Consider the following 21,371-nt stretch of genomic DNA (forward strand, 5'->3'; position numbering starts at 1 on the left):
ATAAAAAAATGCAAGGATAAAAACCGCAGAAATTCTCAAAAATGGGATTAAATAAGTACTTTTGATTGTTCAGTACCTAGCAACCCGAAGGGCTGTTTTACGACCTGATTTAATCCCGCCCACATGAGCGAAACGAAAGAAAAGATGGCGCAGTCGGACTATTCCGCCGACAGCATTCAAGTACTAGAAGGATTGGAGGCCGTGCGCAAGCGGCCCAGCATGTACATCGGCGATACCGGCATGAAAGGCCTGCACCACTTGGTGTGGGAAGTGGTTGACAACTCGATTGACGAAGCCCTCGCCGGGCACTGCGACCTGATTAACGTTACCATCAACGAGAATAACTCTATCACCGTCCGAGACAACGGCCGCGGCATCCCCGTGGACTGGCATGCCAAAGAAGGCAAGTCGGCCCTGGAAGTGGTGCTCACCGTGCTGCACGCCGGTGGTAAATTCGACAAGGGTTCCTACAAAGTATCCGGTGGCCTGCACGGCGTGGGCGTGAGCTGCGTGAATGCGCTCAGCACCGACCTGAAAGTGACCGTGCGCCGCAATGGCCACATGTACGAGCAGGAATACAAAATCGGCTTCCCGCAGTACGACGTGAAGCAAGTGGGCGACACCGACGAGCACGGCACGGAAGTGCAGTTCTTACCCGATGCCAGCATCTTCACCGAAACCGAATACCGCTACGACACAGTGGCCGGGCGTCTGCGCGACTTGTCCTACCTGAACAAAGGCATCCGCATCACCCTCACCGACCGTCGCGAAAAGCTGGAAGGCGGCGAGTTCCGTTCCGAAGAGTTTTACTCGACGGGCGGCCTGCGTGACTTCGTGCAGTACCTCGACGGCGAGCAGCGCCCCTCGCTGCTGTCGGAGCCGATTTATGTGGAAAGCGAGAAAGGTGGCACGCCGGTAGAGGTGGCCCTGCAGTACAATACCTCGTACCAGGAAAACGTCTACTCTTACGTCAACAACATCAACACCATTGAGGGCGGCACGCACGTAGCGGGTTTCCGCTCGGCGGTGACGCGGGTGCTGAAAACCTACGGCGATAAGAACAAGCTGTTCGAAAAAGCCAAGGTTGATATTACCGGCGACGACTTCCGCGAGGGCCTTACGGCCGTTATCTCGGTGAAGGTGATGGAGCCCCAATTCGAGGGCCAGACCAAAACCAAGCTCGGCAACTCGGAAGTGAGCGGCGCTGTGAACTCGGTGGTAGGCGAAATCCTGACCCAGTACCTGGACGAGAACCCGAACCAGGCCAACCGCATCATGGAGAAGGTGATTCTGGCCGCCAAGGCCCGCATCGCTGCTCGCAAGGCGAAGGACATGGTGCAGCGCAAGGGCGTGCTGTCGAGCAACAGCCTGCCAGGCAAGCTGGCCGATTGCTCGGAATCGGACCCCGAAATCTGCGAGCTCTACCTGGTCGAAGGTGACTCGGCCGGTGGCACCGCCAAGCAAGGCCGCAACCGGGCGTTCCAAGCCATTCTGCCGCTGCGCGGTAAAATCCTGAACGTGGAGAAAGCCCAGGAGCACCGCATTCTGGAGAACGAGGAAATCAAGAACATGATTACCGCGTTGGGCGTGAGCTTCAACGAGCGGAAATCCCTGGCGTTCACCACGGAGGACGATGGCACCGAATCGGGTCCGCTGAACTTCAGCAAGCTTCGCTACCATAAGGTCATCATCATGACCGACGCCGACATCGACGGCTCGCACATCCGGACCCTGATTCTGACCTTCTTCTTCCGCTACATGCGCGAGCTGGTCGACCGGGGCTTTATCTACATCGCCCTACCGCCGCTCTACCTCGTGAAGCGCGGCAAGGAAGAGCGCTACTGCTGGACCGAAGACGAGCGCATGCAAGCGCAGGAAGACCTCGGCCGCGGCAAGCCCGAAACGGTGAACGTGCAGCGCTACAAAGGACTGGGCGAGATGAACGCCGAGCAGCTCTGGACCACCACCATGCAGCCCATGACCCGCACCTTGAAGCAGGTAACGGTAGAGTCGGCCGCCGAAGCCGACCACCTGTTCTCCATGCTGATGGGCGACGAAGTAGCTCCCCGCCGCGATTTTATCGAACGAAATGCGAAATACGCCAAGCTGGACGTTTAGCCAGCTTCAACAAGAAAGGCCCGCTGCAAAGCGGGCCTTTTCTTTTTCCTGTGTATTCGGGCAAAGTGCCGATAAGCATGTTGAGCGCTGCATTCATGAGGATGATGAAAGATTGTGGTGGCCTTAAGCCTGACCGGGACGTACTAAAAGGAAGTAGTACGCATTCAAATTTTGTGACTAAATATTTTTAAATGAGAGGCCATCGGGCGGGCCTTCGGAAGGGCTTTCGGAAGTATTAGCTCGACACCTACTACAACTGAAGTTAAGGCCCTGATTGCCCCGCGGTTGCTGATTGAAATTGAAGCCATGGCCATTATTTCCACGTAAAAAAGCCTAAACAGGGTGCTTTGGCCGTATTTTGCCCTGTCTTTCCTATCCAATATGAAGCTCTTCAAGTCTGCCGACCTTATCCGCAAAAGCAAGTACATCAGCCGTGACCTGAGTTGGCTGCGTTTTAACTACCGCGTGCTCGACCAGGTGCAGGACCCCAGCCGGGCCTTGTTTGATAAGCTCAAGTTCTTGGCCATCACCAGCTCTAACCTCGACGAATTCTTCATGATTCGCGTGGGGTCGCTGTACAACTACCTGGACTATGGCAAGGAGCGGATTGACTACTCGGGCCTGCGGGAGCTGCCCTTTCGGCGCAAGCTGCTGGACTTCGCGCACCGCTTCGTAAACGACCAGAGCTTGACTTATCTCAATGAGCTCAAGCCCAATTTTGAGAAAAACGGCTTCAACATCCTGAAGATGTCGGACCTCACGGAGCTGGAAGTGAAGAAGGCCGATGGCTACTTCAAGAACACCGTGTTTCCGCTGCTTACGCCCATGGTGTACGACGCCTACCACGGTTTTCCGCTGATGATGAATCAGATGCTCATCTTCGGAGTGGTCACCCGGATAGGTAACGGCATGAACGTGGGTTTGGACGGGGAAGCTGAGAAAGGGCAGGAGCGGCTCACCTTCGTGCAGATTCCGCAAAACCTGACCCGGTTTTTTGAACTTACGCGCAAGGACAAAGTCATCTTCGTGCCGATTGAGGAAGTAGTGCGGGAGTTTCTGCCGCGGCTTTTTCGCAACGTGGAGATTGTGGCGGCCAACCTCTTCCGCATCACCCGCAACGGCGACTTCACGCTGGAAGAGTCTGATGACATCGATAACGACTTTATTAAGGAAATTCAGGTAGGCTTGAAAACCCGCAAGCGCGGCCGTGTGGTGCGTGTGGAAGTGGAGCCCAACGCCTCGCCAGTGCTGATGAACGTGCTCCGCGAGCGGTGGAACATCGACAATGGCAACGTCTTTGTCATCAATTCGCTGATTGACCTCAAAGGGCTGTGGCAGATTGTGAAGCACCCGGCTTTCCGCGGCAAGACGCCCAAACTGCCCTCGCCGGTGGCGCCCCTGAGCTTGCCGGAAGGGGCCGAGGAAAACATGTTTGAGTACCTGAAGCACCACGATGTGCTGCTGCATCACCCCTACAACAGCATCGAGCCCATGGTCCGCCTGCTGGAGCAGGCCGCCGTGGACCCGCACGTGCTGGGCATCAAGCAAACCATCTACCGCCTGGCCGATGATTCCCGCGTGTCGGCGGCGCTGCTCAAGGCGGCTGAGAACGGCAAGCACGTTTCAGTGCTATTTGAAGTGAAGGCAAGGTTTGATGAGGAGAAGAACATCCGCGAAGGCGCGCGTCTGGAGAAGGCTGGCTGCTTCGTGATTTACGGGGTGAGCAAGTACAAGACGCACACCAAGCTGCTAATGATTATCCGCAAGGAAGGGGAGAAGGTGACGCGCTACGTACACATCGGCTCGGGCAACTACAACGAGCAGACCTCGCGCTTGTACACCGATGTGAGCTTGCTTACCACGAACGATGTGTACGGGCACGACGTGTCGGAATTCTTCAACGTAATAACCGGGCACTCGCAGCCCGACGACTACGAGTACCTCATCACGGCACCCAAAGACATGCGCCAGCAGCTCATTCACCTCATCCGAGAGGAAGTGAAGCATGCCAAAAAAGGCCAGCCGAGCGGCATCGTAATGAAGATGAATTCGCTCGAGGACAAGGAAATTATCGATGAGTTTTACAAGGCGGCCAAAGCTGGCGTGCCCATCCGATTTATTGTGCGGGGCATCTGCTGCTTGCGGCCTGGGCGTCCTGGGCTGAGCGAAAACATTGAAGTTCGCAGCATCGTGGGCGAGTATTTGGAACACACGCGGCTGTTCTATTTCCACCACGGCGGCGAGGCTCGAGTATACGCCGGCTCGGCCGATATCATGGTGCGTTCCTTCGACCGTCGCATCGAAGCACTGTTTTTAATTGTTAATCCGCAGCTTAAGCGTGAGGCTATCAATATTCTGATGATGAATATGATGGACAATCAAAACAGCTATGTAATGCGGGAAGATGGCGCCTATATTCGCCAGCACCCTGCTCCGGGCGAACCCGTGGTAAACGTGCACAAGGCCTTCTTTAAACGCGACGAAGCGCAGCTGGCTACGGCCTCGCCCGAGGGCTTGCTGGCCCTGCTTGATGTGCAGGCACAGCGCCGCATTGACGTGGCAGCTGCGCTGGGAGTAGCCGATGAAATTGCGGCCACGGCTGCCCGTCAGGCCAGCGAACTGGCGGCCGACGATGCCTTTGGCGAAGGGGAGCCAGAAGAGGCCTGCGAGGACGATGCCACGCCGGTAGGCCATATCGACGAGGAGAGCGTGAGCGCCGATGCGGCTCGGGTGTAACCTTAGCGGCACTTTAAAGGTGGTCCTTGGCGACCGCACTAACGACAACCGGTCGGACTGCTCTAGGCGGTCCGACCGGTTGTCGTTGGAATCGGTACTGTTCTAGCATTGCTCCGGTCGGACCGCCTAAAGCAGCCCGACCGGAGCAATGACTTAAAAGGTGGCGAAGGCCAAGGTTAGAGTTATTCCATTTCCGCCGGCTGGTTTTGCATGTCGGGCACGGGTAAGTGCGCAGGGTGGCCAGCCGCTGGGTTTGAGTTTAGCTCGTCGAAAAAGTCTTCAAACAGAGATTGCAGCATGCCATCTTTCAGGCCGATGTCGGGCACCAACATGTTATTGACGCCGGCCCACTCCATGGCCGATAGGTAGATGTGACCAGCGGGCACGATGACGTCGGCCCGGTCGGGGTTGAGCATGGCTACGTTCACCCGCTCCTCCATGCTCAGGCCCGAGAGGCGCTTGAGAATGCTATCGATGCTGCGCTTGGTAATCGGCTTATTGGGCGCAGCGGGCGAGAGGCTGTAGATTTTGTTGATGTTGCCGCCCGTACCGATGGCGCGGGTGACGTGGTGCTTGCGCGCATGCTCGCGCACCCAGGCCTCCATGCGGGTCCAGAGTTCGGTCTGGGCATCGGTGTTGGCGTTGCCGCTCTCTTCCTGCTGCATGCGGCGGATGGAGCCAATTTCAAACGACTGCGCGGCTACTTTACGGCGGTCGTGGTAGATGTTGAACTCAGTGCTGCCGCCGCCTACGTCGATGTGCAGGTAGTGCTTGTTGTCTTCAAGCAGGTGCTCGATGACGCGGTTGATGTAGAAGGCCTCATCCTGGCCGTCAATCACTTTGATTTCCATGCCTAGCTCGGCTTGCACCCGGGCCGCGATGGCGACACCGTTAGCGGCCGAGCGCATGGCCGAAGTGGCACAAATGAGGTAATGACAGACCTCGTGCACCTCCATGAGCAGCTTCAGAGAGTGCAGGAACTTGACAAATTTCTCTTCCTTGGCCGGAGAAATCTCGCCGGAGGCAAACACGTCTTCGCCCAGGCGCATGGGAAAACGGACGTACTCTACGCGCTTAAGTCGGTAACGGCCTTCGTAATAGAGAACCGCCGATATCTGGCACCGAACAGCGTTAGACCCAATATCAATGGCGGCGAGTTTGCGAAGCGGATAGTTCATAGGCACGAAATTACAGTGCAATAGCTGCAGGCAACAATTCTGAGGTAGCACCTTGCTTAGCGCGAGGTGCAACGGGGGTATTCTGAAACACGCCATTTCCGGGAAGGACGTGTGGCGAACTTGGTGCTAGTACGACTTTTACGCCAGCGCTGTTGGGCGGAGCGGGGCGCCGCTAGCACTTGGCTTGAGGCAACTTTTGCAGCAGGCAGGGTAGTAAGCTTGAGGCTTTGGTTAAGGCGAGAAACTGATGGTCTTGGTATGCAGGCCAGCTTTCTACCTGCTGCCTACTTGTCGATGCGGAACCCGACCCCAAATTGAATGAGGGTACTTTCCACTGATTTCTGATAGGAAAGCGACAAAGCCAGTGTCTCGACTACCGGCGCAATGTAGAAGCCGGCACCATAGCCCGAATTCCACCCCCCGGGCGAACTGCCCTGGTAGTATACCCGGCCTTGGTCGTAAAAGCCGAAGACGCCGTAGTAAAAGGGCAGGAAGCCGTTCCTGACTTGACCGAGCGCCAAACGCAGTTCGGTATTGTAGTACAGGCTGGCATCGCCGCTGAAGCGGTTGCGGTAATAGCCGCGTAGGCCTTCGCGCAGACCCAAAGAAGTGAACTTATAGAACGGGATTTCGCTATCGGGGCCGTAGTTTTTGGCGCCACCTCCCTTCACTACCAGCGTGACGGGGATGCCCAGCCGAACCGTGCCGTAGTACTCAGCAAACCCCTGGGTGAGGCCAAACGTGCTTTCCGAGCCAGAGAGTTGGCGGTACGTATCGTGCTGAGCCCGCAGGCGCACGCCCCGACGGGCAAAGGACTGTCGGTCGCGCAGGTCGAGGTCAAAAACGGCGTTCAGTCCCAGCAGGCGCTGGGTGCTGGTGTTGGGGCGAATCTGGTCGGTGCCGGGCGTTTGATTGAGGACTCCTATGTAGCTGTCGGGAGCAAAATCTGTGACGTAGTACTCGAAGGTGGGGCCCACGCGCAGCACGCTGCGCTGCAGGAAGACTCTTTCGAGAAAGCCGTTCAGGTAGACGCCGCGGTAGCGAGCGCGGTAAAAGTTATTTTGGCGCTGCTCCTCGCTGAAGGGCGTATCGTTGCCCAGCCCGAAGAAGTTGTAAAAGGGGAAGAAGTTGCCGTAACTGACCGCTCCGCCGGCATCGACCTTGCCAATGGCGTAGCGGTGGCGGCTGCTGAGCGTGAGCTGGCGCTGCCCTTCCGTACTTACTTCGCCCAGGAAGGAATACTGGTTTTTAAATCCGGGTTTCCGAAAGCCCTGGGTTTGGAACGTGGCGCCCGCACTGGCCGTGAAGCCGTCGTTGCGGTTATACCCGAGCCCAATGGTGGGCCGGTAAGAGTTGTACTCAAATTCTTCGCGGTCGTAGGCATTCACGCCAAACCTGTTGCTGGTGCGGTTATCCGATTCGGGGCCCAGCTGCAGGTCGGTATCCGGCACGTCGTAAACCTTGGTGAGGGTTCGCAGGCCGCTGGCTCGGGAGTCATCGGCAATGCGGTCTTTGCCTGCGCCGCCTACAACGCGCACCAGAATGCTCTTGCTGCCGCCATCACCGGTTACGGTGAACACGTCTTTGCCATCCAGGCCATAGAGAACAATTTCTTTGGTTTCCTTAGGCTTGAAAGTTCGGTCAAACAGCGCGGGTCCATTTGGGGCGTCGCCCTCTTTGGTCTTGTCGAACATCTGCACGCGCACCTCGCCGTTGGGGAGCCGGTTCACCATGAAAACTTCGCCTTTGTTGCTGCCTACCACGTCTACTCGCTTCGCCAGCAACAGGTAATATTTGTCCAAAGCCTTAGGTAAGGTTTGAATGCGGGACTTCAACTTGCGGTTGAGGTCTTTGCCAGATATACCTTGAATTTCAGTTGGCAGTGTACGGGTAGCATCGTCAATTACGGCTGGCGTCAGGCGGGCCTGCAGGTATTGGCCAGCCTCTTGCCATTGCTCGCGGGTGAGCCCCTGAAGCAAGAGCCGGTCGAGGTGGCGGGCAGGCCAATTTAGGCTTCGCATGTCGTTGAAATCGGACTGGAAGTCTTCGATGCTGGGCACGGCCCATTCGCGGTTTGCGATGTAGGTGAGCAGGCCATTCCAGAGGGTAAAGGCCTGGTCGCGGTCGCGGGGAATGGGGCGGTAGAGGGTGCCACCACCGGGCTGCTTGTAGCCGGCCCATTTCCAGTTGTCTTCGTGCTTGCCAAAGTCAGCCACCAACATGTCAAAGGCGCGGGCACGGGCCAGGGCGGGCGCATCGACCCGGTTGTCATTGTCTTTGTAGAGCTTGCTGAAAAGCTTGAAGCTGCGCGCTACATCGTCGGCATCGCCAAAGCCGGCGAGGTTGGGCTTGGGGTCTTTCGGCCGGTCTTCCATGGTACCGAGCAGCCCGGCGTACTCCTCACGGTAGGGCCCAAGCTGCTGGTTGTCGGGCAGCCGGAATAGGCGGGGCCGGGCGTGCAGAATGTCAGTCTGGTCAAGCAGCGAGCCGATAACGAGGGCCGAGTACGGGTGGGCCGTGGCCGTGATGTCGCGCAGCACGTTGCCGGCCACCGAGTTGCGAAGCTCTGGGGGTAGAATCTTGGTAACGTCCTTGTCTACCGACCGGAATACGTATTCCGAACTATCGGCGGCAATGAGCTTGAGCGAGGTTGTTTGGCGTCCGCCGCCTTTACCGAAGGGACGCAGGCCGCCTTTTTCAGTGGCCAGGTCTAGCGTGGGCACCGTCACGGGCTGCAGCCAGGAGGTGCGGTAGTTGGTGCCAAGGAAGAACCGCTTGCCAATAGTGCCGCCGTATTGGGGGCCGGCTGCAACTACGGTGGTTGCCTGAAACGGGGCATCGGGCTTGGCTTCGGCAGCGGTTTTGGCCACGCCGGGGCAGTCTGGCAGGAAGGGGTTGATGGGCGCTTGGCCCTTCTGCCCCTGTGCATCACTGGCGGGTGCCGCGCTACAAGCCGAGCGGAACAGCGTAGCGCTGTAGCTTTCCTTAACGGGGGCAGTGCTTTCACCGAAGGTGTAGAAATGGGTTTTTACGGTGCCATCGGCGAAATATTCGAGGGTGGAATAGCCCTCTTTGCTCTCGCTATACTGTGAGTCGCCCTTGGGGCCCACGTGCTGGCTTTCGGCAAAGCTGCCGCTCACCAAGTGGTAGTTGCCCTGAAAGGGTGTAAGCTGTAGGCTGTAGTCGTGAGCAGCCGCATACACTACGCCGGGGTTGCTTTGCAGGGTGTTCAGCATCTCTTGGCGTAGCTCTTGGTAGCGCGGGTTGGCAAGGTCGCGCGGGCTGCCCACGTTCTGGCGATACGCCGCGTAGATGCTGCCAAACACGGGCGGGCTCAGGTGTCGCGAAAGGGGCTGCGCGCCGCCGTACACGCCGTTGCTCAGCACGGGGTGGTGTCCTACCAAGAGCACGTTCTTGTCTTTGGTGTCGTCGAGCAGGTCCTGCAATTGCTCGCGAAACTCTTCTTTTGTCAAGGTTTTGCAGTCCGTATCAGGCGCTTCGGGGCGGTTGAAGGGGTGGGTGAACCAAGGCGTATTCAGGGCAACCAGCCGCACCAGCGGGGCTACGTCTACCACTTCCGGGCCGGGGCAGCCATTGCTGGGCAAGAAAGCATTCTGACCGGGAAGCTGCTTTTCAATGTATTTCTCGAGGCGACGCACGGCTTTCAGGCCGTCGCGGCCGGAGTTGGCCCAGTCCTTATCGCCGGGCAGGAAGTAGATTTTTCCCTGAGGCAGTCCCTGCACCAGCGCAATCAGGGCATCGGCGCGGCTGCGGTCGGCCTGAGCCAACGCAGTATCGCCCTTAGCCGCGAGGCCGGTGTTGCTCACAATGTCGCCGAGGTGAACCACGGTAAAAGGGCCCGTTTGCTGCTCCAGGGTTTGGCGGAGCAGCTTGAGTCGTGCAGCGGGTAGGTTGTTTTGAGCGGTGTTGCCCAGGAGAAAAACGGTATGGGCTGGAGAAATGGTTTGCCCGTGCGAGCTGCCGCCCAGCAACAGCGAGGTTGCCAGTAGGAGGGTTAAAATTCGATGCATAAAGTCTGTGTATAGACTCTCTTACGGCAGTTCAGCTAAAAAGTAGGGCCAGGCCTACGCAGAAGGCCGAACGCGGGCGGCCTTCGGGTACGCTAGCTGCCGCAGGGCCAGAGCCAGCAAGCAGGGCACGCCAATCCACAAACATTCGCTGGCAATCACCCGGAGCCCGCGGCCACTAAAAAAAGCTTTGATGCCGATGGGCGATACCTGAATGGGCCGCAAGCCAAAAAAATACCGTTCCTGGTCCCACGGACTGAAAAAGGCCACGCCCAGCCCACCCGTGGTCATGGCGTCGAGCAGGCCGTGCGAGGCCGTGGCCAGGAATAGGAGCAGGGCCAGCCGGCCAGCTGGCGGGCGCTGGTTGGGCTGCGAAAGTAGCCGAATAGCCAGGCCAATTGCCGCAACCACCGCGGCGGCCAGCAGCGAATGGGTAATGCCCCGATGGCCCCATAGGCTGGCGTAGGGTACCCCCAGCTTGTAGCCCAGCGCATCAATGTCGGGCAGTGCGGCACAGCAGGCCACAGCCAGCCAGTAGCGCCTGTGCAACCGGTTTGGAAGCAGTAATGTGCCCAACGTGGCTCCAAGGGCCGCGTGGCCAAATGCGGAAGCCATAAACTGTGAAAAAGAGTTGAGAGAAATTTAAATGGGAGCAACAGGCGCGGCTGGCGGGCCTGCCTCCGGGCACTATCTCCTCAGGTTAGCTCACGCAACACCTTAGGCACTCCTGTGCTGGCGGGCTCGGCCACGTAGCGGACACTGCGGCGGCCCGCCGGCGGCTGGTGCGGGTCGATGACGTAGACCGGACAGCCCACCGGCGCATAGTGCAACAAACCGGCCGCTGGGTAAACTTGCAGCGAAGTGCCGACCACAAGCAGCACGTCGGCGGTGGCCGTAACGGCCGCGGCGTCTTCAATCAGCGGGACCATCTCGCCAAACCACACAATGTGGGGGCGCAGCTGCCCGCCATCGGGAGCCAGGTCGCCCACGTTAATGTCGCCGGGGCAGTCATATACCACCGTCTCGCTCTTCACCGAGCGCATTTTGTTCAGCATGCCGTGGAGGTGTATGACCTCACTCGACCCGGCCCGTTCGTGGAGGTCGTCCACGTTTTGGGTGATGATGGTGACGCGCCAGCCGGGTGCTTCCTCGAAGCCCGCCAGGGCCAGGTGGGCAGCGTTGGGCTCCACTTCGCGAGCTTGCCGACGGCGTTGGTTGTAAAATTCAAGCACCAGGGCAGGATTGCGGGCAAAGCCTTCGGGCGAGGCAACGTCCTCCACGCGGTGGTTCTCCCACAGGCCATTGGAGTCGCGGAACGTGCGGATGCCCGACTCGGCCGAAACGCCGGCACCGGTGAGAACGACAAGGTGTTTCACGAAAACTGAGATGAAAGTTATACGATTTGTGCTTGGGCAGGCTCCTAATCTCTCCAAAGGTAGAAGCCCGCAGTGCCCGTGCCACGGCAGGCCAATGTATGCCAATCGCTGCCTTGTCATGAATGAGCCTCAGAGCGCAATTAACGAGCGCAGTCGCAGGCGAGTATATCACCGCATCAGGCTTCGCTCTTCTCAATCAACGTAGGCCAGCCTGTGAATATGCCCTATCCAATGGTTCAATCAATGGCCCTATTGGAATTGTTGTAAGCAGCCGAGTTCTCCGCGTACTGCAGCCGTAGTTCCCCTCTTTCCTCGCCTTCCCAGTACTTGATGCGGTTCGCCTGTACGCGCACCAGCACTACCCCCGGCGTATCGATACCATCCTTAAACCACGCCTCCAGGTCGCGTACCCAATGCTTTCGCATAGTCGCCTTTTGGCGGATGAGATGCGCGGTGCCAACAATGGAAATGTACAGCCGCCGCGGTCCTTCAAAGTTCAGGTGTACGCGTGGATTTTCCAGAATGTCCTGCACCGCCCGCGAGCCCTCGTGGGTGAAATAATAAGAGTTGCCATCGTATTCCGTTTCCCCGTTGTTGCTAATTGGAAGACTGCTCAACTGCCCTTTACTAGTGTGTGTAGTTAAAATGGCGATGTCCAAATTGGCCAATTTGGCGGCAATATCTTTCAACGTTTTAGCAGGCATACGCTTCAGGATTTGGGTGGGAGCATTACGCAAGGAAAAGCCCAATTTTTATAATAATAACACTTAATTTTGACACTATACTAATTCATCGCTGCTTTGTTTGGGAAGAACTGCAATAGTTGTAAAATTGTGTGGGCTGTTTCAGGGGCGATTAGTGGTATCGTGCATAGTGATTGGAGAGCAATAATCCTCAGTTATGACAGCTATGCTCGGCGACACGAGATGGACTAAATGCACTGTAAACCAAGCTAAAAATTAAACTTCTGCCACAATGGTTCCTATCCAAGGCAGGAGTGGGTCGTGGAATTGCCAAGCAGGCTGGCCGCCTACCTTTGTCAGCTCTGATTTTATACCGTTGCCTCAATGATACGCACTGTAATTTTTGACATGGATGGCGTCATCATCGACACCGAGCCTACGCACCGCGCTGCTTTTTTTACCCTGTTTGAAGAACTAGGCATTCTTGTCACTCCGGAAGAGTACAACACCTTTCTAGGCAAGTCTACCCGGAACGTGTTTCAAACCCTGAAGCAGCAGTACCACCTTCAGCAAGACGTGGAAGACCTGCTTGCCCGGAAGCGGGCCTTGTTCAACAAGTCATTCGATGAAGACGCCGGTCTGGACCTGCTGCCCGGCGTCCGAAACCTACTCGACGACCTTCAGGCACACGACGTGCAACTGGTCCTGGCTTCCTCAGCTTCCAAAGGCACCATTGCCAGGGTGTTTCAGCGGTTTGAACTCACGCCTTATTTCTCCCACGTGGTGAGCGGCGAAGATTTCGAACGCTCTAAACCCGACCCAGCCATCTTCCTACACGCCGCAGAGCTGTCCGAAACGCCGCTGGCGCAGTGCATTGTCATCGAAGACTCGGGCAATGGCGTAGCGGCAGCTAAGGCAGCGGGCATATACTGCATTGGTTACGCTAGTATGCATTCAGCAGGACAAAACCTCCACCAAGCCGACCGCATCATTCAGGATTTCGCCGAACTGACGGCTGCAGGCATCGTGGCAATTACGCCCGCCTAAGCACCTACAGTCGCTACTCGAAATGGCCCAGTTCCTGGCGGCCAAACACCCATTCCGGGGTACTAAACTCGTCTTCATCGGGGCCGGGCAGCGCAAACCAAGCACCCAAGCGCGGCTCTTCTACATTGCGTAATACATGAATGCTTTGGGCCGGCATATAGCTTTGGGCCAGCAGCAGAAATTTCTGGCGCGTAACGGTGTGCTCGGCCACATCTACTACCAGCACCGCGTGGCCGGGCCGCCCGCCATGAATGAGCACATCGCCCGGCTGCACATGCGCCAGGGGCACCGGCCGCAGCTCACGGCTCAATGACAGGGTGCCCGCATACCCAAATGTGGGCACCAGGTAGCGCGCCAAGGCCCCGTGGGTAGGCGCTTCGGCTGGCCGGCTCGCAGGCAGCACTTCTTCGTTCACCACACGAAAGGTGCGCCCCGCCACAAAGTCGGAAAACCAGAAATCGTAGCCCGTGGTCAGGTGAAAGTGAATTTTATTCAGGTTGCGGCTGAAGCCATATTCGGCCCGCAAGCGGATAACGGCATCGGCGCACTGTTGCAGGTCCTGGGTGCCCACATCAATCTTCACCACCGCGGCCACCACGTCCTGTCGGTTTTTGAGGCCTCCCGAAAAGGTGCGGGCCGGCGTACCCGCCGGGCTCAAAGGCAGGTAGCGCAGCCACTCGCCCCAGGAGCCCGCCGCTACTGCCACCCGCTGGCAGCCTGCCGGAGCCGGAAACCGAGCTGCTACCGTAGCAGCGGCACTGCCCGGTTGCGCCAGCCAAGGATAAACCAGACCAGCTGGCCGAACCTGAGCAATAGCCGGTAGGCATGGTCCGCCGGCCCACAGCGCCAGCGTCATCAAGAGGAGAGAGGTACGCATCGCTGGCAAGGGCGCAAACAAAAACCCGCACCAAGGCGGGTTTTTGATGATAAAACCGGAGCGCAAAGAACGGCGCCAGGAGCGGTTTATTTTGCTTTGGCTGCCGTCTTTTTAGCAGCCGGCTTGGCGGCGGTTTTAGCTGCTGGTTTTTTCTTGGCCGGAGCTTTTTTGGCAGTAGGCTTTTTCTTGGCGGGGGTGTCGGCTTTTTCCTCCTTGGCAGCCGGGGCAGCCTTTTTGCCGAAGCGGCCACCTTTGGCGGGCTTGTCGGGCGTGGCATCGGCCAGCTCCTGGCAGCGCTCCAGGGTCAGTTCGGTAGGCTCTTCGCCCTTGGGAATTTTTACGTTCTTTTTGCCCGCCACGATGTAAGGCCCGAAACGGCCATTCAGCACCTGAATGTCCGGGTTTTCGGGGAACGACTTGATGAGGCGCTCGGCATCGGTTTTGCGCTTCAGCTCAATCAATGTCACCGCTTCTTCGGCCGTAATGGTATGCGGGTCTTGCTCCTTGGTAAGGGAGAAAAACTTGCTGTCGTGGCGAACATAAGGACCAAAGCGGCCGAGGTTGGCGGTCATGTCCTTGCCCTCAAACTCGCCCACTACGCGGGGTAATTTGAAAAGGTCCAGGGCCTCTTCCAGCGTGATGCTTTCAATAAACTGGCCTTTGCGCAGGTTGGCGTAAGCGGGTTTGGTTTCGCCTTCAGTGTCACCCAGCGCCACGTAGGGGCCGTAGCGACCCAGCCGGGCCGTGATTTTCTCGCCCGTTTCGGGGTGCACGCCAATTTCGCGGGTGCTGCCCAGAGTGCTGCGCTCAATGTCCTGGCCAGCCTCAATGGTAGCGTGGAACTTGCCATAGAAGCCGGTCAGCATTTGGGTCCAATCTTCGCGGCCATTGGCAATCTGGTCGAACTCGTCTTCTACCTTGGCCGTGAACTGATAGTCCACAATCACGGGGAAGTGCTCCACCAAAAAGTCGTTCACCACCATGGCCGTATCAGTGGGAAATAGCTTGGCTTTTTCGGCGCCATAGTTCTCGGTTTTCACTTCGGTGTTAACCGCTTCTCCGTCAAGCGTGAGCACGTGAAACTTGCGTTCCTTGCCCTCACGGGTGTCTTTTTCTACATAGCCGCGCTTCTGCACCGTGCTGATGGTAGGGGCGTAGGTGGAAGGACGGCCAATGCCCATCTCCTCTAGTTTCTTAACCAGCGAAGCTTCCGTATAGCGCGCCGGGGGCGACGAAAACCGCTCGGTCGCACTCAGTCGCTGCAACGGCAGCACTTGGCCCACGCTCAGCGGAGGCAAGCCCCGCGAGAAGCTCGACTCGCCGTCTTTGGCATCGTCTTCGTCCTCGTCGTCCTTGCTCTCGGCATACACTTTCAGGAAGCCTTCGAAGGTAATAACCTCGCCCGTAGCTGTGAACGTGGTGCCGGGCTGCGTGCTGATGCCAATAACCGCCGTGGTGCGCTCAATCACGGCCTCCGCCATTTGCGAGGCCATAGCGCGCTTACGGATAAGGTCGTACAGCCGCTGCTCCGATGCATCAGCGCCAGCTTTCACCGCGCTAAAATCAGTAGGGCGAATGGCTTCGTGCGCTTCCTGGGCCGAAGCCGACTTGGTTTTGAAGGTGCGGGTATGATGGTAATCGGCCCCGTAAGCGGCCGTGATGGCCGCCTGAGCGCCCGCCATTGCTTCCTGCGACAGGTTCACGGAGTCCGTCCGCATGTAGCTGATTTTACCAGCTTCGTACAGTTTCTGCGCCACGCTCATGGTCTGCGCTACGGAGAAGCCCAGTTTGCGCGAAGCTTCCTGTTGCAGCGTAGAAGTGGTGAACGGAGCCGCGGGGCTGCGCTTGCCTGGCTTCTTGTCGAGGCTCTCAATTTGATAAGCTGCCCCCACGCAGCGCTGCAGAAAAGCTTCTGCTTCGTCCCGCACTTTAAACCGGGTGGGTAGCTCCGCTTCGAGCACCGCTCCGCGGCCCGCATCGAAGCGCGCTACTACGCGGTAGGCGCTGGCCGATAAGTGACTAGCTACTTCACGTTCGCGCTCTACTACCAAGCGCACAGCCACCGACTGCACCCGCCCAGCCGAAAGGCCGGGCTTCACTTTCTTCCACAGCACGGGGCTCAGCTCAAAGCCCACGAGGCGGTCGAGAACGCGGCGGGCCTGCTGCGCATTAACTAGGTTCTGGTCAACGATGCGGGGGTTGGCAATGGCACCAAGAATTGCACTTTTGGTGATTTCGCGGAACACAATGCGCTTGGTCTTGGCATCGGGCAGGTTCAGGGTTTCGGCCAGGTGCCAGCTAATGGCCTCGCCTTCGCGGTCATCGTCACTTGCCAACCAAACCATTTCGGCCTCCTTCGAAAGTTTTTTCAGCTGTGCAATTAGCTCGCGCTTGTCGGCCGACACCACGTAAGTAGGCTTAAATCCATTGGCAATGTCAATGGCATTATTGTCCTTAGGCAGGTCGCGAACGTGCCCATAACTGGAGCGCACCACGAAATCCTGGCCGAGGTAGCCTTCAATGGTTTTGGCCTTGGCCGGCGACTCGACGATAACTAAATTCTTGACCATGTGAGCGGGTGAGAGGAAACGGCAGACGAATGGGAGGGCAGTGGGAATTAAAACGGCCAGCCGTGGAGAAATGTTAAAATTGGCCGCAAAGATGCCGGAATATTCCCAGCACCAACGCACCTAGCAATTATCCCGCCGTCTTCGTGCTTCTTTAACAGGCCAACATTAGGTCAGAGTTCATTGCCTTAGGCGGAGTTGTATCTTTGCTTATTCCGGGATATTACCCGTACTTCGCCTTTCCAATTTTGTCCTCCTTCCCCCCGCTTGATATATTAATTATATGGCTTCTCCCAAGACTCCGCAATCTAAGCCTCGTCGGGCCCCCGCGGTGGCTACAATGGATGATGTCACGAATGAAATGCCGGATTCCGGGGCAGTTTCGGCTCTTGACGTGGTGCGTACCAACAACGACCTGACCCGCAAAAGAGGCGGCTCGCGGGGTTCTATCGACACCCAGGACCCGGGCTACGTGAACGACCAGCTTAACCGCGTGCTCTACGCGTTGGACGCCTTTAAAAAAGGGGACGTTTCCGTGCGCCTGACCAAGCAAAACGACGACATTTTTGCTGAAATCGCCGAAGCCTACAATTCCATGGTGGAAATGATAGGCGGGGTAGGCGGCGAGGTATCGCGCATCTCGAAAGTGGCCGGGGTAGAAGGAAACCTAAAGGCGCGGGCCTCGGCCGACGGCGCCGCCGGTTTCTGGCGCGACATGATAAATAATATCAACGGCCTGGTAGACAGCATTGCCGTTCCGGTATTGGAAGTAGGCAAGGTATTGAAGAACATCAGCCGCGGCAACTTGGACGAAAGCTTCCAGATTCCGGTTTCGGGCGACTTCAAGCTGATGGCCGAAACCATCAACAAAACGATTGATAACCTAAACATCTTCGCCGGCGAGGTAACCCGCGTGGCGCAGGAAGTGGGCACCGAAGGCAAGCTCGGTGGCCAAGCCAGCGTACCTAATGTAGGCGGCATCTGGAAGGACCTGACGGACAACGTAAACAACATGGCCTCGAATCTGACTTCTCAGGTACGAGACATTGCCAACGTGGCAACCGCGGTAGCTAAAGGTGACTTGACGCAAAAGGTTACTGTTGATGTAAAAGGGGAATTCCTGCAGCTGAAGCAGAACCTCAACCAGATGGTGGACTCGCTGAACCTGTTTGCCGGCGAGGTAACCCGCGTGGCCCAGGAAGTGGGCACCGAGGGTAAGCTGGGTGGTCAAGCTCTGGTGCCCAACGTCGCTGGCGTATGGAAGGACCTGACCGACAACGTAAATAACATGGCCTCGAACTTGACCTCTCAGGTTCGTGACATTGCCAACGTGGCCACCGCGGTAGCGAAAGGTGACCTCAGCCAGAAGGTGACAGTAGATGTAAAAGGCGAGCTGCTCCAGCTGAAGCAGAACCTAAACCAAATGGTGGACTCGCTGAACCTGTTTGCCGGCGAAGTAACCCGCGTGGCGCAGGAAGTAGGCACCGAAGGCCGCCTCGGCGGCCAAGCCGTCGTACCCAACGTAGCTGGTGTGTGGAAGGACCTGACCGACAACGTAAATTACATGGCAAGTAACCTGACTTCTCAGGTGCGGGACATTGCTAATGTGGCCACGGCCGTAGCTAAAGGCGACTTGACGCAGACGGTTACCGTGGATGTAAAGGGTGAATTCCTGCAACTGAAGCAGAACCTGAACCAGATGGTGGCGTCGCTGAACCTGTTCGCTGGTGAGGTAACCCGTGTGGCCCAAGAGGTAGGCACGGAGGGTAAACTCGGTGGCCAAGCCTCGGTGCCGAACGTGGCGGGTGTGTGGAAAGCCCTTACCGATAACGTAAACGACATGGCCGCGGCTCTTACCTCGCAGGTACGAGACATTGCCAACGTGGCAACGGCCGTAGCCCGCGGTGACTTGAGCCAGAAGATGACGGTGAATGTGAAGGGCGAAATCCTGGAACTGAAGAACATCCTCAACCAGATGGTGGACTCGCTGAACATCTTCGGTGACGAAGTAACCCGCGTGGCCCGCGAAGTGGGCACCGAGGGTAAACTAGGCGGCCAAGCCGTAGTGCCCCGCGTTGGCGGTACCTGGAAGGAGCTGACGGACAACGTAAACACGATGGCCAGCAACCTGACCTCGCAGGTACGAGACATTGCCAACGTAGCCACGGCCGTATCGAAAGGTGACCTTTCGCAGAAGATTACAGTTGACGTAAAAGGCGAGCTGCTGGACCTCAAGGACAACTTGAACCAGATGGTGGACTCACTGAACATCTTCGCCGGCGAGGTAACTCGTGTGGCGCGCGAAGTGGGCACCGAAGGTATTCTGGGCGGACAGGCCAACGTACCGAAGGTAAGCGGTACCTGGAAGGACCTCACGGACAACGTAAACACGATGGCCTCGAACTTGACCTCGCAAATGCGCGACATTGCCAACGTGGCAACCGCGGTTGCGAAGGGCGACTTGAGCCAGAAAATCACGGTGAACGTGCGGGGTGAGCTACTGCAGTTGAAGGAAAACCTCAACGAAATGGTGGACTCACTGAACATCTTTGCCGGCGAAGTAACCCGCGTGGCCCGCGAAGTGGGTACGGAAGGTAAGCTAGGCGGCCAAGCCAGCGTGCCCAACGTGCGCGGCACCTGGAAAGACCTCACCGACAACGTGAATACCATGGCGCTCAACCTGACCAGTCAGGTGCGAGACATTGCCAACGTAGCCACGGCCGTAGCCAAAGGTGACTTGTCGCAAAAAATCACGGTAGATGTAAAAGGGGAGTTCCTCCAGCTGAAGGAAAACCTGAACCAGATGGTGGACTCGCTGAACCTGTTCGCTGGCGAGGTAACCCGCGTGGCCCAGGAAGTGGGTACCGAAGGTAAACTCGGTGGCCAGGCCAGCGTACCGAACGTGGCTGGCGTCTGGAAAGACCTCACCGACAACGTAAATACCATGGCCGCCAACCTCACCACCCAGGTGCGGGGCCTGGTGAAAGTTGTAACTGCGGTATCGAAAGGTGACTTGACCCAAAAGCTCACGCTGCAAGCCAAAGGCGAAGTAGCCGAGCTGGCCGACACCATCAACCGGATGGTGGACGACCTTAACCGCCTCGCCGTCGAAGTTAGCCGCGTGGCGAAAGTGGCCGGTGTGGAAGGTAAGCTCACCGAGCGGGCCACGGTAGGTGGCGTGTCGGGCTCCTGGAAAGAATTGGTGGACACGCTCAATGCCCTGCTCGAATCCATTGCCTCGCCAGTACTGGAAGTGAGCCGCGTGGTACGGGCCATCTCGGAAGGCGACCTGACCCAGCGCGTGGAAGTGCCCACTACGGGTGACATCCTGGCCATGTCCAGCGCCCTTAACCTCGCCGTTGAAAACCTGAACGAGCTGCTTGGCGAAATCAACGATTCGTCGCAGGTAGTGGGGACTTCTTCGGAGGAAATGGCCGGCAAAGGTCAGGAGATGAGCCGTGTAACTGTCGATGTGGCCTTGGCCATGCAGCAAATGGCAGAAGGCGCTCAGAACCAAGCTTTGAAAACCGACCAGGCCTTCAAACTCATCGAGGAGATTATGCAGGCCACCAAGGAAACGGCCAACAAGGCCGACGTGGTGAACAAAGCGGCTATCCTGGGTGAGCAAACCTCGCAGCTCGGTCTGAAAACGGTGGCAGAAGTGGTGAAAAACATGGAAGAGATTTCCAGCGCCGCTATGCAGACGTCACGCACCATCGAAGTGCTAAGCACCCGGTCGGGTGAAATCAGCAAATCGCTGGGCGTGATTACCGACATTGCCTCGCAAACTAACCTGCTTGCTCTGAACGCTGCCATCGAAGCAGCCCGCGCTGGGGAAGCCGGCCGTGGTTTCGCGGTAGTAGCCGAAGAAATTCGGAAGCTGGCCGAAGGCTCGCGCAAGTCAGCCAACGAAATTGCCACGCTGGTAGAGGACGTTCGCAAGGACACAACCTCGGCCGCAACCGCTATTTCGACTATGGAAGGCCGAGTACTGAAAGGCAAGAACGCTACGTTCGAAGCCAGCTCGGCCTTTAAGAACATTGCCACCAGTAGCGGTGAAACGCTCCGCACCTCACGCGACATTCTCACGGCTACCGAAGTACAGAAAACCTCGATTGGCGACGTAGTGAAGTACGTGGAGGACGTGGTAGCCATTGCCGAGCAAACGGCAACCGGTACTCAGCAAGTGGCTGGCACGGCCAAGCAACTGTCGACGGCTATGCAAGAACTGACTACTAGCTCGCAGCGCCTCACCGACATTGCCGACGACTTGCAGGCCGGCCTGGAAACCTTCCAGCTCAGCTCTTACTACGAGCCGGAGCCCGAGCCTCAGCCCATGCGTCGCGGACCCAGTGCCCGCGAAATTTACCGGGCTCGCGATTCGTACTCGGCTGCTACTCCCCAAACGGGAATGGCCGCCCGCCGTGCCCAAAACCGCAACGAACCAGCTCCTGACCCGGCCGACAACGCTCGTCGCAATGGCATCGCGCGTCGCAACGCTCGAATAGAAGCTGCTAACGCCGCCGTTCCGGCTCCAGTAGCCACCCGGCCCGAACGGCGCGTTCGTCCTTCCCGCCCGGCCGAGCAAGCGGCGCCAGCGCCCGTAGCACCAGCACCTCGGCCTGCCGTCAACCGGTTGGCAGCCAAAGCCGAGCCGAAGAATGGCAAAAGCCAGACTAACGGCCAGGAGGTAAAAGAAAAGGAGTCTGCCTCAAAACCAAAAGCAAAAGCTAAAGCCAAGTAGGCCGGAAAGTGAGTAAT

11 protein-coding genes are annotated in these 21,371 nt (G+C 57.7%); 4 read left to right on the plus strand and 7 right to left on the minus strand.

The genetic code is table 11. The annotated features are described in order from the left end of the window. The first annotated feature begins 123 nt into the window (after positions 1-123). The gene (gyrB, locus tag BMZ66_RS01860) at positions 124-2,118 is read left to right on the plus strand and encodes a DNA topoisomerase (ATP-hydrolyzing) subunit B (RefSeq protein ID WP_092668389.1); all 1,995 of its coding nucleotides are present in this window, start codon (positions 124-126) and stop codon (positions 2,116-2,118) included. 381 nt (positions 2,119-2,499) lie between these two features. Beyond that, a complete protein-coding gene (ppk1, locus tag BMZ66_RS01870; RefSeq protein ID WP_234794941.1) occupies positions 2,500-4,854 on the plus strand; it encodes a polyphosphate kinase 1 in 2,355 nt (784 codons plus the stop codon). Between the two features lie 182 nt (positions 4,855-5,036). Here the strand turns inward: ppk1 and BMZ66_RS01875 are convergent, their stop codons facing one another. The 5 genes from BMZ66_RS01875 to BMZ66_RS01895 all read right to left on the minus strand — a co-directional run bounded on the left by BMZ66_RS01875 (position 5,037) and on the right by BMZ66_RS01895 (position 12,140). Further along, entirely contained in the window at positions 5,037-6,032 is a 996-nt protein-coding gene (locus tag BMZ66_RS01875) for a Ppx/GppA phosphatase family protein (protein ID WP_092668393.1), read from the minus strand. Positions 6,033-6,316: 284 nt separating this feature from the next. Continuing rightward, positions 6,317-10,063, minus strand: a complete 3,747-nt coding sequence (locus tag BMZ66_RS01880; protein WP_143080009.1) for a ShlB/FhaC/HecB family protein — start codon at positions 10,061-10,063, stop codon at positions 6,317-6,319. A gap of 54 nt (positions 10,064-10,117) precedes the next feature. Beyond that, positions 10,118-10,675, minus strand: a complete 558-nt coding sequence (locus BMZ66_RS01885) for a metal-dependent hydrolase (protein ID WP_092668397.1) — start codon at positions 10,673-10,675, stop codon at positions 10,118-10,120. 80 nt (positions 10,676-10,755) lie between these two features. Then, positions 10,756-11,436, minus strand: coding sequence for an SIR2 family NAD-dependent protein deacylase (locus tag BMZ66_RS01890; RefSeq protein WP_092668399.1), 681 nt, complete (start codon positions 11,434-11,436; stop codon positions 10,756-10,758). Between the two features lie 236 nt (positions 11,437-11,672). After that, positions 11,673-12,140 (minus strand): pyridoxamine 5'-phosphate oxidase family protein, encoded by a 468-nt coding sequence (locus BMZ66_RS01895; RefSeq protein WP_092670194.1) that lies wholly within the window; start codon positions 12,138-12,140, stop codon positions 11,673-11,675. A 363-nt stretch (positions 12,141-12,503) separates the two neighbouring features. Here BMZ66_RS01895 and BMZ66_RS01900 point away from each other — a divergent pair, with 363 nt between their 5' ends. Next, a complete protein-coding gene (locus tag BMZ66_RS01900) occupies positions 12,504-13,166 on the plus strand; it encodes an HAD family hydrolase (protein WP_092668400.1) in 663 nt (220 codons plus the stop codon). 13 nt (positions 13,167-13,179) lie between these two features. Here BMZ66_RS01900 and BMZ66_RS01905 read toward each other — a convergent pair whose 3' ends face one another. After that, entirely contained in the window at positions 13,180-14,043 is an 864-nt protein-coding gene (locus BMZ66_RS01905) for a DUF4846 domain-containing protein (RefSeq protein WP_092668402.1), read from the minus strand. Between the two features lie 86 nt (positions 14,044-14,129). Beyond that, positions 14,130-16,613: a type I DNA topoisomerase gene (topA, locus tag BMZ66_RS01910; protein ID WP_092668404.1), complete on the minus strand. Its 2,484-nt coding sequence runs from the start codon at positions 16,611-16,613 to the stop codon at positions 14,130-14,132. A 280-nt stretch (positions 16,614-16,893) separates the two neighbouring features. On the opposite strand from topA, the gene BMZ66_RS01915 reads away from it, so the two are divergent. Beyond that, on the plus strand, positions 16,894-21,354 hold the full coding sequence (locus tag BMZ66_RS01915; protein WP_234794942.1) for a methyl-accepting chemotaxis protein: 4,461 nt from the start codon (positions 16,894-16,896) through the stop codon (positions 21,352-21,354). Positions 21,355-21,371 lie beyond the last annotated feature (17 nt).

Origin of the sequence: Hymenobacter arizonensis (assembly GCF_900115775.1) — a bacterium.
GTDB classification, from domain to species: domain Bacteria; phylum Bacteroidota; class Bacteroidia; order Cytophagales; family Hymenobacteraceae; genus Hymenobacter; species Hymenobacter arizonensis.

Excerpts from the sequence above, each read along its gene's own strand:
- gyrB (WP_092668389.1), top strand. The coding sequence starts at position 124 with ATGAGCGAAACGAAAGAAAAGATGGCGCAGTCGGACTATTCCGCCGAC.
- ppk1 (WP_234794941.1), top strand. The coding sequence starts at position 2,500 with ATGAAGCTCTTCAAGTCTGCCGACCTTATCCGCAAAAGCAAGTACATC.
- BMZ66_RS01875 (WP_092668393.1), bottom strand. The coding sequence starts at position 6,032 with ATGAACTATCCGCTTCGCAAACTCGCCGCCATTGATATTGGGTCTAAC.
- BMZ66_RS01880 (WP_143080009.1), bottom strand. The coding sequence starts at position 10,063 with ATGCATCGAATTTTAACCCTCCTACTGGCAACCTCGCTGTTGCTGGGC.
- BMZ66_RS01885 (WP_092668397.1), bottom strand. The coding sequence starts at position 10,675 with ATGGCTTCCGCATTTGGCCACGCGGCCCTTGGAGCCACGTTGGGCACA.
- BMZ66_RS01895 (WP_092670194.1), bottom strand. The coding sequence starts at position 12,140 with ATGCCTGCTAAAACGTTGAAAGATATTGCCGCCAAATTGGCCAATTTG.
- BMZ66_RS01900 (WP_092668400.1), top strand. The coding sequence starts at position 12,504 with ATGATACGCACTGTAATTTTTGACATGGATGGCGTCATCATCGACACC.
- BMZ66_RS01905 (WP_092668402.1), bottom strand. The coding sequence starts at position 14,043 with ATGCGTACCTCTCTCCTCTTGATGACGCTGGCGCTGTGGGCCGGCGGA.
- topA (WP_092668404.1), bottom strand. The coding sequence starts at position 16,613 with ATGGTCAAGAATTTAGTTATCGTCGAGTCGCCGGCCAAGGCCAAAACC.
- BMZ66_RS01915 (WP_234794942.1), top strand. The coding sequence starts at position 16,894 with ATGGCTTCTCCCAAGACTCCGCAATCTAAGCCTCGTCGGGCCCCCGCG.